Source organism: Actimicrobium sp. GrIS 1.19, assembly GCF_035984655.1.
Taxonomy (GTDB): domain Bacteria; phylum Pseudomonadota; class Gammaproteobacteria; order Burkholderiales; family Burkholderiaceae_D; genus Actimicrobium.
This window is the reverse complement of sequence record NZ_JAXCHT010000046.1, coordinates 1-13,077: the sequence shown is the minus strand read 5'-3', so window position 1 is coordinate 13,077 and position 13,077 is coordinate 1. Positions and strand designations below refer to the sequence as shown.

Sequence of the window (13,077 nt, the reverse complement as noted above, 5' to 3'; positions counted from 1 at the left end):
TACACTTATCCACAGCTGCTATTCAACAACGCAGCGCCCAGCCCTGGGTCAAATTTCGATCGGCACGGTGGATCAATATTGGGTCGGCGCGAACACCCAAGGCGAGCTACTGCTATTTTTACGCTGTTCGTTGGTAGATAAAACATATATTTTCCTTTTTATTTTTACTTATTAGGATCAGAACAATTACCTGTTAATTGCCTGTCATATATATTTTAACCTGCTAAATCTGTATTTTCGGAAGATTGAAAAAACTTGAACCATGGGTATGGCTGAAGACGTGGTGGGCAGCGAGATTATTGAAATTTGCGAATCGTGATGGTTAGGAAAGATTTCAGATTTCTCCGAAAATCAGATAGCGACAGTCGCCGGATGCTCGGGATTAATTTTTTTACGCTGGTGTAAATGGAAAAGCCACAATAGGATCACCCTAGTGTGGCTTCGTGAGGCGTACGGTGAAGTTTTTAACCTGATTTTTTGCGCCAAGCTATCAAGCCTAAAAGGCTCAGGCCGGCAATCATCATGGCGTAGGTTTCTGGTTCTGGAACCGCAGGGATAACTTCATTTGTCCCAATGAAAATTCCGGCTCCGTCATAAGTTAAATCGCTAGCTAGAAGTTGAAGGCCAGAGGGACTGTATGAAAATTCTGCCCATCCAAAGACTGAGGGAGTGGTTTGATAATAGCCGCTATAAAACGATGGTGTGCTTGCAATCGCCAGGTAAAAGGTTCCACTGGTTAGGTATCGCCGGTCCGCACTGATGATCGTTCCGGTGTTGATTTGACTGCCAAAAATCGCACCGCCTATATTTTGAAAATTATTATTCCGCATTGTCGCGAGACTAAATTCCTCTCCATACGGAGCCAAAAAAGCTTGTGCTGCGGGATCCAATGTTCCACCAGCTACCTGAATTGTCGCAGCTTTACGAAAACTCAACCCCGGAACGTAATTCAATTCAATTTCTGAGCTGTGTGATGGATCGTCATCCAAGCGAATACTTAAACCGTAGTTCGCCGGATATCCCACTCCCCACGAGTTATGTAATGTTATTGCCTCTGAATAATCTGACGAAAAAGCTCTTAAACTAACGAGTAATAAAAACGCAAATAAAGATATTTTCATTTGTTCACTTTGTTTAAATATTTTCAAAAAAAATACCCATTCGATTCTTATCTGGAGGAGAAAGAAAGGGAAGCGCAAAGCGCGTGTGGCCGATGATGCCATTTAATTGAAAGCTATGTTGTAAAAAATACATGAAAAATCCGTTCGGACTACGACTGTCACAGTTCTGCCTTATTACTGTTGTTCCCACTAAAAGTTCGACATTGTTGATTGAACAGACATTCAACGCCCCTCGCATTGAACGGACGTCACCCCATGTTTTAATTTGAGCGGGGCTTGAATGAAACACGTCGCTCAAATTTCGAATGCCATTAAACCCGTCAATTTTCAACGTTGTCCTTGGTATAAGAGCGGTGCAGCAGATCTCCCCCGTTCAACTTTCCAAGGACTCACAATGAACCCATCCGTTATCAGTTTTCTGCTCGTGCTGCTCGTCGAAGGCATCGCCGTTATTGCCAGCTATCTCAAGGAGCGCCTCATGGGCAACCTCGACCGTAGTTCAGACCACGGCAACAATCGCAGCCACGACTACGCCTAATCCACAACCTCGTAACATCCCACCGGCAGCAACCACCGCAATTTCAGTTTTCCCCCTCCAGCCAATCGGCTGAATTACCACTTATCAAGATCACCTAATGGCCTCTCCAGCTGCGCAACGGCAGCGGCACGGCTACGTCCACCTAAAACTGAAGGAACACCCAATGGCACATCTCGTCGAATCCATGGCCTATGCCAACGCCACACCTTGGCACGGCTTAGGCAACCGCATTAGCACCCACCAGCCCATCGAAGTCTGGGCACAAGAGTCCGGCATCAATTTTGAAATCAAGGAAGCCCCGGTGCGCTTTATGACCGAAAGCGTCGGTAGTCTGGGCGCAATCATGTCGTTTCCGGACCAGAAGGTTCTGTACCGGTCTGACACCAAGGCTCCGCTGTCGGTCGTATCAAGCCGATATCAGGTGGTTCAACCCCGTGAAATTCTTGAGTTCTACAGAGACCTGACAGAAATTTCCGGCTTTCAATTAGAAACTGCCGGCATCTTGAAAGGTGGTCGCAAAGTGTGGGCATTGGCGAAAACAAATCAATCGGCAACGCTCAAAGGAAATGACATCGTCAACGGCTACTTGCTTCTGGCAACGGCATGCGATGGCACATTGGCGACAACGGCGCAGTTCACCAGCATCCGTGTGGTCTGCAATAACACGTTGGCAGTGGCGCTTGCCAATGGTTCTGGTGCAGTCAAGGTGCCTCATTCCACTTCCTTCGATCCACAAGCCGTCAAGAAGCAGTTGGGTACCTCGGTCGCTGCATGGGACGGTTTTATGTATCGCATGAAAACACTGTCTGAGCGCAAGGTGAAGTCGCACGAATCGATGAATTATTTCCTGCGTGTTTTCACTGACCCGAGCAACACCGCAACAGGTTTGACAAATGAACGTGCAATGAAGATGGCGTCAGCATTGTATTCCGGGCAAGGCAAAGGTGCGGACCTTGCGTCATCGAAGGGGACTGCGTTTGGTCTCCTCAATGCTGTGACCGAGTTTATCGACCATGAACGTCGAGCACAAAGCGTGGACCATCGCCTGGAATCGGCATGGTTTGGGCAGGGTGCAACTCTTAAACAGAAGGCACTTGACCAGGCATTGCTGATGACTACCTAAATTCTTCCAACGTATCACGACGAGCCCGACAGAGCTAACCCTTCGGTCGGGCTTTTTTCATTTTTGAGGAGAGCAGCATGAGCAATCCCGCAATTGCAGGAAAGGCCAATCGACCAGCTTTAAGATTGGTAGAAACTAAAAAAATGAGCCGGGAAGACTGGCTGAGCGTTCGCAAGGGTGGCATTGGAAGCAGCGATGCGGCTGCAGCTGTTGGGTTGAATCCATATCAGTCCCAGCTCGAGTTGTGGATGATCAAAACGGGCCGAGACACGGCCATGCCAAAGGTCGATCCGAACGATGAAACCAGTCCGATGTATTGGGGAACTTTACTTGAGCCGATCGTGGCAGCGCATTACACAAAACGGACCGGCAACCGCGTCAGGCGTATCAACGCAGTACTGCAACACCCCGACCCAAATATGGCATTTATGCTCGCCAATATCGATAGGGAGGTTTACGGCGCCAGTGATGTTCAAATATTGGAATGCAAAACCGCAGGTGAATTTGGTTCACGACTTTGGAAGGACGGTGTGCCTGAATACGTTCAACTCCAACTGCAGCACCAACTCAGTGTCACTGGCAAGACGGCTGCCGATGTGTGCGTCCTGATTTGTGGTCAAGAAATTCGTATTCACCGTATCGACCGCGATGACGCACTGATCGCCAGGCTGATTGAATTGCAGCGAAAATTTTGGACCTATGTCACCTCGGATAGTCCCCCACCTAGTGATGGTAGCGATTCTTCTGGCAAGGCATTGCAGTATCTCTACCCACACGACTCAGGGAATACGCTGGACCTAACTGATGATCGGGATATGTCTTCAGCGTTTGCGGATCTTGTGTTGGCCCGTGACGAAATTGCCAGCCGCGAAAAAGTTGAAGCCGAACTCAAGCAACGTATTCAGCAACGCATGGGGAACGCAAGTAGAGCCAAGTTCGAGACCGGATCGGTGTCATGGAAGCGCAGCAAGGACGGACTCGGCATCGACATGGCAGCACTCTTGAAAGACCAACCCGATTTGTCCCTGCGCTATCCCCTCGTCAAACCCGGTAGTCGTCGTTTTCTGATTTCACCGTAGTCCCTCCGAAGTTCAATCGCAGTAAGTACCGACGTCAGTTGCCCCTCCGCTGGGGTTGTTTGCATTGCCTGCCTCTTGCGGAAAACTGGGGTGGGCTTTGCTATTTTAAGGAGTCAAAAATGATCAAAGGATTAGCCATTACGCCACCGATACTGGGGCGCATATCGATCGGGAAAGTCGTGGAAAAGAACGGGAAGCGATTACCGGAAAAAGATGATCAATTCACGATCACGAGCCAGGTACAAAACAAGGACGGTTGGGTCCTGCATCCATTGGATGAAGCTCTGCGGAAGGAATCGGCAAACGCAAAGCTCCGCTCCATTCCGGTCCGAGTGCTGTTCAACGATCCGGATTTGAATTTGCGAGCGGAGTACAGCATGTTTGATCGTACCAATGGGAGGCCGATGTGCGTTGGGGACGGCGAACAATGCAGGCGTTACACGGCTTCCGGAATGCAAACCCTACCTTGCCCTTCGCCAGAGGGTTGCGAGCTTGCCAAGGGTGGTCTATGCAAGCCGTATGGTCGTTTGAATGTGCAAATCGGTGACGACGATGAGCTGGGGTCGTTCATCTTTCGTACCACCGGCTACAACAGCATCCGTTCACTGGCAGCACGGCTTAAGTATTACCAAGCGGTCTCCGGGAATTTGTTGGCATGTCTTCCGTTGGAGTTGCGACTGCGGGGAAAGTCCACGACGCAGAGCCACCGTACGCCAATTTACTACGTCGATCTCACCGTCAGGGAAGGAATGACGTTGGAGGAAGCCATTGCCGAAGCTCGGAAAAGCGATGAAAGAAGGAAGACTGCAGGGTACGACCAGGCTGCGCTCGATGCTGCTGCCACACTCGGATTTGCCAATGGTGCGTTCGAGGAATCGGAAGAAGAAATTCCAGCGATTGTGGAGGAGTTTTATTCCAGCGGCGAAGGGAGTGCCGACAGCGCTGACGGTCCGTCCAGCGCTACAGCACCGGCTTCTTCCAGCAAGCCGAGTCTCAAGGACAAGCTTGATAAAAGAGTGGTGAATCAGTCGGGAGTCACAGCATGATCCTCGTCCGTTTCCTGTTTGTCTGCTTCGGCATTCCCGTGCTGCTGATCGCCGTTGCCGTTGTCTGGCTTTGGGTCGTGAGGAAGATATTGGGCCGCATGTTCGGTGGCTGATTGTCACTAATTTCCCCCCCGTTGATTCGGGGGCATTTTTTTCATAGGCCATCAGGTGCGCAAATCGTGACTTCAACTGACACCATGTGCCACTTTGTGAATGTCTTAGTTCGACCGATGGCAGCCACCCATCCGTTTAGCGACAATATTAATTCCATTTTCTGACGCCATCTGAATCAAATATCAGACACTAGTTTCTATCTCGCACATTTCGTGAAGTTTCAAAAAGAACGTTTTTATATCGGTCGGGATTTCTTCACTTTTCATCGCCCTAGCGATATCGTCACGAGTGCAGCCGAAAGTATGTACGATTGAGTTTTCTCCTTCGCTCATGATCGCTTTCCCATGCGCATCAAAGATTGCTGCTGGCACCTCACTTGCCGTAAGATCGGGAGATATTGAAATTGCATGCTCAACAAATAATAGCCGAATAGTTTCTTCATTCACACCTATTGCAGCCCTTGCTATAGCAGGCACACAAAATAAATAATTTTCTATGTGTCTCCTGCGCCATTTAAGGGCACTAAATCCTGCATGTAAGGCGAATCCTTTTTCTACCAAATCCTCACCAACCGAATTGATATCTTCGTTATCCCGATCACGAATGCTTATTGCTTTTAATTCAGGTATTTGGAATTTTAGCTGCAGAAATAATTGTAATCTTTCGGAATGCTTTCCCGTCCAACGCCATACGACAAGATTTTTTGGCCAACTAAAACCAGCTTTCTCGCAAAGTATTCTGAGGAATCGTTCATCACTTTCCCCTTCAACAAAGAGCATTTTTCTAATATTAATTAAGGCGTGAAGCTGAGGTGAGTGAGATGCACCGATTCCGGCGAGGACTCCAATTTTTTGCTCATTCTGGCTTAAATATTTACCGGATCGGTTTTCGAGCCTTAGAATTCGGTTGAATTCATAACTCCTAATCAATTCAGTTGAATGGGTCGCAAGAAAAATTTGCTTATTCCTATTGTCTGCGATTTCCTTTAATTTCTCCACTAACTGTTGTTGCAATGTGGGATGAAGATGAGCATCGGGCTCATCCAATAGAATTACATCTAAATCTTCTGAAAGAGCCAGCGCAAACACACTAAGCCATTGAAGGAAACCACTTCCCTCAACCATAAGATCACGTGGTGAAAAGTTTGGATATCTTTTGAATTTTCCTTTTTCAAAATTTCCTTTGATACAATCGATCTTTAAATAACTGTGATAACGGTCGTTAAAAGGGGTTATCGATAGCTCAGCATTGAAAATTTCTTGCAAAGTTTTTTGTAAAATTTCCCAAGAATCAGTTGTGCGCAATTTCTCTAATTCTCTTTTTCCAATTTTCGATAACGCGCCTTTTAATTTCAGTCTTTTTTGTTTGTTTGCTTCGTACATATCGTAAACTACATTTCGAATTACTCCACCTGATAAACCTTGTCCGATAAGACGGGCCCGCATGGCCGTTGTTAATCTAGTTTCACGCTCTGTAATGCCTGCAAACGGCGGCATGTAGGCAAGATTTGGAACACTCTCCGGAATCAGATTTCCGTTCGCATCCTGAATATCCTCCAGAGCGAGATTTGTTGCGGTGGTTTTAACAAAGAGGCGGTCATTTGCAAGGGACATTCCAAACTCCAAAAACTTTTCATCGCCAACCAAATCTGACCAAAAGATTTTGATTTTCAATGTATATCCGTCTTGTTCAGTTGTTTTCTGAGATTTTAGATTTGTCCAGAGATGTACAAGCGAAGGCACGTTCAAGGGAGTGAAGTCAACTATTCCAAGTCCAACACCCTGCACATTGGAATTTAGAGTCCATGCCTTCACCCCTTTTTCAATTTCAATAATTGTCTTACAGAATTGCCATGACGCTGCAGCTTGTAATAACGAAGATTTCCCTGAATTATTCCCGCCGACAAGCAGCGTCAAACCTGACCGAAGCGCAACTTTAGATTCTTTAAATTGTTTGAATTTCCACAAGTGTATTTCATCGATTTGCATTTTGACTTTTTTATAAGTTCGTTACGGAATGAAATTCAACCGAAAGTTGCCTCGATTTTCGGGTTCGACGCAAATTCCAAGATGCAGGTATTTCATAGTATTAGATGCTGCGGTGATTCTCTGTTACCCAAACGGTACCGAGTCCGTATTGCTTCTCTCTGACCTCATCACCACCGTCCTCGCCAACTTATCGCACGATCCCTATTTTTCTTATCGAATCCGCCCCACATAAATTCTCGGCGGAGGTGAGTTACCGTAGGGTGCCTCTAGTTGGTGAGAAAAATATTTGGCAACATCTTCTCAGGATGATTGTCATTGGTTCCCCTGACTGATTCCGACCTTTTTCATGCAGCATGAGCTGCAAGCTGCCTCCACTCATTTGCTAATGTCCAGTTTCCTTGTTCATCGAGTAGATACCAGTCGTTCCATCCATTTCTGCTCGTTCCCGTTATCGCCGATGAGGCCGAAGAAAGTGAACTAAATTTGCCTTCCATACCATCCACATACAAATCACCGTCAACTACCTTACCGGTAGCTAATTTTCCGAAATACGTAAATCGTACTAACGTACCATCAGGTGGAAGTTTTGCGCTTTGCTTAATTAGACTACTCCAGTTTGAGGTTGCAAAGCTAATGTCTGTCTGGTGGTCAGGCCCCTCCCAAATTTTACATGCACAGCTAAATAGAGATTGCCCTCTCTTGGAAATAGATATCTCGTCCCAATCCTCAAACTTGTTGAGTTCACGGTTAAGAGCAAGACTGGAATGCGATCTTACAGCGGGCATTTTTACCGAATATGGCCCATTTGAGACAAGGGTATTCAATGAGCCAGTTAAAAGTGTTAGATTGCCAATCTTGTTTACAGCAACCTCTCTTTCCGATTGCTTAGTCAAATAATCAAGGTTTCGATCGATATCGCCTTCGTCCAGGTATTCAAAACCAAGAATCGGCCAGTTCTCTTGCCAACTCCGAGGCATAATGTGTTCGATCGTCAAATCTGACTTAATTTCTATGTCCTCGTTCAATGCTGTTCGTTTTTCTAATTCAATCGATTCGAATAGGAAACGTAACCTAGGCTGACGTGCTGTCTTATACTGATCTCGACTCATCCAAGATTTTTCCCATTCGGAGTCGTCAGGCCAACGATCCGTATCTGACTGACGGCTGGACAGGTAGGCGAACATTTCATCGACTTTATTTCCATCCGCCACTCTTAGGCGGGAAATTAATCCAACAAAGAGGCGGTTGTAATTCTTTGTCGTGAGGCCACAGATATCTCGTCGAAGGATGTAGCTTTTTAGTATTCCCAATCCACGAGAGAGATCATTTTCAATATCAGCTTCAGTCGCGAGATATAGCACGAGAGGCATAGCGGTAGAAACGTCGAACGCATCAGCAAAACGACCAAAATCGCCGAGAGGATCACCTTTTTTTTGTGCGAACAGTCTCGTCTCAACCCCAGCAGTCAAGGTAATCGATTCTAGCTCTGCTTCGACAGTTGGGAATGGTTGGTTGCTCAATATCCAACGTCTGTAATTTTCGAATAGAGATTCGACCGAAATCAAGTCACCAACCTGCATCGAAAGATGATCGGTCAACATCCAGTCGAGACGCGAACGTTTCTGGCGCCCTCGTGATGCCTCTTGAATCCAGAAAGAGCCGTCCAGGGGGTGCCAGTGCTTTTCGTACAGTTTATCAATAACGAGTACTCCGTTTGTCTGCCCCAAGCCTTTTGCTCGCTGGAAAATGAAGTTGCGCATCAGATCTGCCGCTGTTAAATCAATTCCTCGACTGTTCAATGTTTCGAATATTGTTTGGGGGTCGTCCCCACTTTCAAGTTCGATGGATACGACTGCAAGGCCTTCCTTGAGGGCTTCAAAAAGTGTTTCAAAGCGATATTCCTCAAATTTCCCATTAATCAGTACGTGCGATTCAACCTTCTCTTTAAAAAAGGCATGCGCAACTGTAGATCTATATACATGGCTATCTTCATTATTTGGTTTCGGAGCTACTGCGTCCAAATCGGCAGAAGGGTCTACTATGGAGACAAATGCCCGACGATCAGTCAAAGACGGCCACAATTTGAAGCACTCGATTTGCGGTGATTGCATTACACCATCATTAAGCAAGTATTTACGTAGCTCATCGGCATATCGGGAGTTGTTTGCAATAGCAACATCACGAAGTGCAGCAAGTAAAAGTTCAAATGTAGTTAATCGTTGTTGCCCATCGATAATTTCAAACGCTTGAACCTCTTTCCCATATGTTTTTAATTGCATAACAACGAGAGCGCCCATAAAATGGGGCGACAAAGCAACTCTATTGGTTGTTAGGCTGTGAACGGCTCGCTCTATGTCTTCCCACAGAAATTCAAGTTGAGGCTTAATTTTCCATGCATACTGTCGCTGATACAGGGGAATAAGATACCGCTTTTTCCCATCGAACAATTCAATAATGGAACGAGTATATGGCTTCACCTTTTTCCCTTGGAATTTCGAATTTTTAGAATGCAACGCAATTTAAATAAATTTGTTGATTTATACAATATGCTGCATTTCTTCGTGCAACTTTGTATCGTTACACATTGCAGAAATCGATCACCTCGCATGCAATAGTTCCCGTCTCGCGATCGAAATGCAGCATCTTTGAGTTTGCTACTCGTCCTGATGCTTCTTTGAATACAGATGGTAAAATTTGACCGTCGGCGGAATAACCGCCATCAGTCGTAAAAGTCCCAACTGCCAGGATGATGTCCTTTCCTTCGGCGAAATACTCTGCGATCATTCTGATACTTCCATTCGCGGAAGCTGATGCCTGAGGTAAATTTGAATGACCAATGCCGATGTAATAGTACGTTGGTCCTGACGATGGGGAATTGACTTTTTGATAGAAATTCTCGTGCGACATCATTACAAGAGTCCCTTGAGAATTGAGTCCGCACCACTTAGCACCCAGATGCCCCATGCCAGGCACATCAAGCCTTGCGAACATCTCTCCGTATTTGTAGCCCATGCTCGGTCCAATGCAAATGCGTTATCGTCGTTCAAGAAACCTCCGTCGATCCTCCCGTTCGGTACTCACGGCGTGTGATCTTCAGGATTGCTATTCAGCCGACGCAGTTTCGCCGTTGACATGAATTAATACTATCGCAACTTTCTGCAGAAGCCAATCGAGAATGATGGCGTATGCAGCTGTGCCTGGTCGGCGAAGACCGTCTGTTTCAATGCTTATTTAGTATATATATAAGAGTTCTGAAACAGCCCAAACCCCAATGGCCATGCGGGTCTCGGCCGATAGCGAACCCACCAAATTTTCGTTTTTCGTGGGTTGGTGCGTCAGGCTGAAGCAATCCGCGGTCTGAAATCCTTCCGTTACTTCCACCCACGTGGGTGCCGCCACCCCTTACAATCGATCGATATCAAAATCCAAGGACTCACAGTGGCGGCAAATTTCACGGAACTCGCATCTTTCACTTGGTCGATAGCCGATCTTCTTCGTGGAGACTACCGGCAATCCGATTACGGCAAAGTGATTCTCCCGTTCACGCTCTTGCGACGAATGGACTGCGTACTGGAAGCCACCAAGCCAGCTGTGCTGAAAGAAGTGGAGGCACGAGAGGATCAGGGAATCGAACAATGAACATTGCCCAAATAGAAGAAAAAGTAAAAGCCCTTGTAGGCAAGATCGATCAAGTTGAATTTCTGTTCAACCTGCTGGATTGCTACGGAAAACCCAAAGCCTCAATCACCCGCCTGAAGATCGTTGGCACGGGGAGCTACAACCTATCCAAGAAGGCAGATGAGGTGCTGTGGAAGAAGCAAGTCTTCTTCAAATCTACGAGCAGCGACAAGCTTCTGTCAGTCATTGATGAGATGAAACATGCTGACGTAGTCGATAGGCATCAACCTAGGTTCATCATTGCGATCAACGGCATACAACTTCTAGCCATCGATACGAAGACTCAAGACACCCTTGACGTCCCGCTAGCGGAGCTGAACAAGAAATTTGACTTTTTTCTTCCGTGGGCAGGGCTGGAGAAGTCTCAAGCGCGAGGCGAAAACCCGGCCGATGTCAAAGCCGCCGAGAAAATGGCGAAGCTCTTCGACTTGTTGAGAGACAGCAATGCCGCCGTATCGGCCCAGGAAATTCACGCCCAAAACGTGTTCCTGTCGCGCATCCTGTTCTGCTACTTTGCGGAAGATACAAGCATCTTTGAGCCGAAGCTTTTCACCAACCATATCGCCTCTCACACGGCGGAAGACGGTTCTGATCTCGACGATTATCTGACCCGTGTATTTGACGTCATGAATCTGGAGAAGCGTAAGGGACTTCCTGACTACCTCACGGATTTCCCGTATGTGAACGGCGGCCTGTTTGCCGACAAGCTAGCGGTTCCGAAATTCAACAGAAGATCCCGTGCCATGCTTATTGAGTGTGGTGCCGATCTAAACTGGTCAGAGATTAATCCTGACATTTTCGGTTCCATGATTCAGGCCGTGGTTGACCCCGACGAACGGGGAAATTTGGGCATGCACTACACGTCCGTGCCCAACATCATGAAGGTGATCGAGCCGCTTTTCTTAGACGAACTGAAGGCCGAGTTTGATAAGCAATCGGATAGCAAGGCGAAGTTAGAGCAGTTGCTGCTCAGGCTTGAGCACTTGAAGGTTTTTGACCCGGCTTGCGGATCAGGAAACTTCTTGATAATTGCCTACAAGGAATTACGCAAGCTTGAAATGGAGATTTTTAAGCGGTTGCAGGAACTTTCCGAAGACGGTCTCATTCCGCTTTCACGAATCAAGCTTTCTCAGTTTTACGGCATTGAGCTTGACGACTTCGCTCACGAGGTAGCCATCCTGTCGCTGTGGCTTGCCGAGCATCAGATGAACATGAAGTTTAAGGCCAGTTTCGGGCAATGTGAACCGGCGCTTCCTTTAAAGAACAGTGGAAATATTGTCCACGGCAACGCATTGCGAGAAGATTGGAATAAGGTATGTCCCGCCTCAGAGGGTAGTCAATTCTTTATTCTTGGTAACCCACCGTATCTCGGCTCCAGTCGTCAGTCTGATGAACAGAAGGATGATGTTGCGCACGTCTTTCAAGGAATAGAAGGTTACAAATCGATCGACCTTATTTCAAGTTGGTTTTATAAAGGTGCACAATATATTCAGGGGAAAAGTGCGCAACTCGCTCTTGTTTCCACCAATTCGATTTGCCAAGGTGAACAAGTTGGATTACTTTGGCCTCGCATCTTCGACCAAAATATAGAAATTGGTTTTGTCCATCAATCCTTTAGGTGGCAGAACAATGCAAAAAAAAATGCTGCCGTCTACTGCGTAATTATCGGCCTACGAAATGCTTCTGTGGCTGAAAAAATAATTTTCAACGCTGGCCTGACACAGAAGGTTGAAAATATCAATCCTTATTTAGTAGCAACCAAGCGAAATATCATTCTTCCAAAGAGATCGAAGCCACTATCGAAGCTTCCCTCTATGACTTACGGTAGCAAACCTACTGACGGCGGAAATCTTTTGCTGGAACCGTCTGAAAAAGTCGCATTGCTCGAAAAGCGACCGGAGGCTAAAAAATTCTTGAAGCGATATATTGGCGCTTCGGAGCATACGAAGAACAAGGAGCGTTGGTGCCTTTGGATCGAAGATATCGATCTGAATAAAGCCCAAGTTATTCCAGAAATAATGGAACGTATACGTTTAGTCCGAAAATTTAGACTGGATAGCACAAAGCCAGCTACGAGAGCCCTTGCCTCTTCCGCACATCGTTTTGGCGAGCCACGCTACATTGCGACAAATTCAATTTTAGTTCCAATCCATGGGTCGGACCGCCGCTCGTATATCCCCTTTGGATTTCTTGATAAATCTTTTGTCGCATCCAACGCTACTCAAGTCATATACACGGGTGAAATCCATATCTTTGGACTTATTTCATCCCTTATGCACAATGTTTGGATCAAAGCTGTTGACGATCGCCCAGAATTGACCCACTTCGGGCAATAAATTTCATCCAAATTTGACCCACGTGATTGAATCACCTGCTTAATTATTAAGCAG

The 13,077-nt window shown here is 46.6% G+C and carries 10 protein-coding genes; 6 read left to right on the top strand and 4 right to left on the bottom strand.

The genetic code is table 11. From position 1 onward, the window contains the following. Nucleotides 1-464 precede the first annotated feature (464 nt). Nucleotides 465-1,223, bottom strand: a complete 759-nt coding sequence (locus RCH09_RS18720; protein WP_326942666.1) for a PEP-CTERM sorting domain-containing protein — start codon at nt 1,221-1,223, stop codon at nt 465-467. A 292-nt stretch (nt 1,224-1,515) separates the two neighbouring features. Here RCH09_RS18720 and RCH09_RS18715 point away from each other — a divergent pair, with 292 nt between their 5' ends. The 4 genes from RCH09_RS18715 (at nt 1,516) to RCH09_RS18700 (ending at nt 4,907) form a co-directional block, all read left to right on the top strand. Further along, nucleotides 1,516-1,659 (top strand): hypothetical protein, encoded by a 144-nt coding sequence (locus tag RCH09_RS18715; protein ID WP_326942665.1) that lies wholly within the window; start codon nt 1,516-1,518, stop codon nt 1,657-1,659. Nucleotides 1,660-1,822: 163 nt separating this feature from the next. Continuing rightward, a complete protein-coding gene (locus RCH09_RS18710; protein ID WP_326942664.1) occupies nt 1,823-2,782 on the top strand; it encodes a DUF932 domain-containing protein in 960 nt (319 codons plus the stop codon). 77 nt (nt 2,783-2,859) lie between these two features. Then, nucleotides 2,860-3,861: a YqaJ viral recombinase family nuclease gene (locus RCH09_RS18705; RefSeq protein ID WP_326942663.1), complete on the top strand. Its 1,002-nt coding sequence runs from the start codon at nt 2,860-2,862 to the stop codon at nt 3,859-3,861. A gap of 119 nt (nt 3,862-3,980) precedes the next feature. After that, the gene (locus tag RCH09_RS18700; protein WP_326942662.1) at nt 3,981-4,907 is read left to right on the top strand and encodes a recombination directionality factor; all 927 of its coding nucleotides are present in this window, start codon (nt 3,981-3,983) and stop codon (nt 4,905-4,907) included. A 296-nt stretch (nt 4,908-5,203) separates the two neighbouring features. Here RCH09_RS18700 and RCH09_RS18695 read toward each other — a convergent pair whose 3' ends face one another. The 3 genes from RCH09_RS18695 to RCH09_RS18685 all read right to left on the bottom strand — a co-directional run bounded on the left by RCH09_RS18695 (nt 5,204) and on the right by RCH09_RS18685 (nt 10,021). Further along, on the bottom strand, nt 5,204-7,009 hold the full coding sequence (locus RCH09_RS18695; protein ID WP_326942661.1) for an ATP-dependent nuclease: 1,806 nt from the start codon (nt 7,007-7,009) through the stop codon (nt 5,204-5,206). A 344-nt stretch (nt 7,010-7,353) separates the two neighbouring features. Continuing rightward, complete coding sequence (locus RCH09_RS18690; protein WP_326942660.1) at nt 7,354-9,486, bottom strand: DUF262 domain-containing protein; 2,133 nt, start codon at nt 9,484-9,486, stop codon at nt 7,354-7,356. 100 nt (nt 9,487-9,586) lie between these two features. Next, nucleotides 9,587-10,021, bottom strand: a complete 435-nt coding sequence (locus RCH09_RS18685) for a hypothetical protein (RefSeq protein WP_326942659.1) — start codon at nt 10,019-10,021, stop codon at nt 9,587-9,589. A gap of 426 nt (nt 10,022-10,447) precedes the next feature. Here RCH09_RS18685 and RCH09_RS18680 point away from each other — a divergent pair, with 426 nt between their 5' ends. Both RCH09_RS18680 and RCH09_RS18675 read left to right on the top strand, forming a co-directional pair. Beyond that, nucleotides 10,448-10,648, top strand: coding sequence for a type I restriction-modification system subunit M N-terminal domain-containing protein (locus RCH09_RS18680; RefSeq protein ID WP_442785064.1), 201 nt, complete (start codon nt 10,448-10,450; stop codon nt 10,646-10,648). Further along, nucleotides 10,645-13,023, top strand: a complete 2,379-nt coding sequence (locus tag RCH09_RS18675) for a DNA methyltransferase (RefSeq protein ID WP_326942658.1) — start codon at nt 10,645-10,647, stop codon at nt 13,021-13,023. The genes RCH09_RS18680 and RCH09_RS18675 overlap by 4 nt, the downstream gene beginning before the upstream one ends. Nucleotides 13,024-13,077 lie beyond the last annotated feature (54 nt).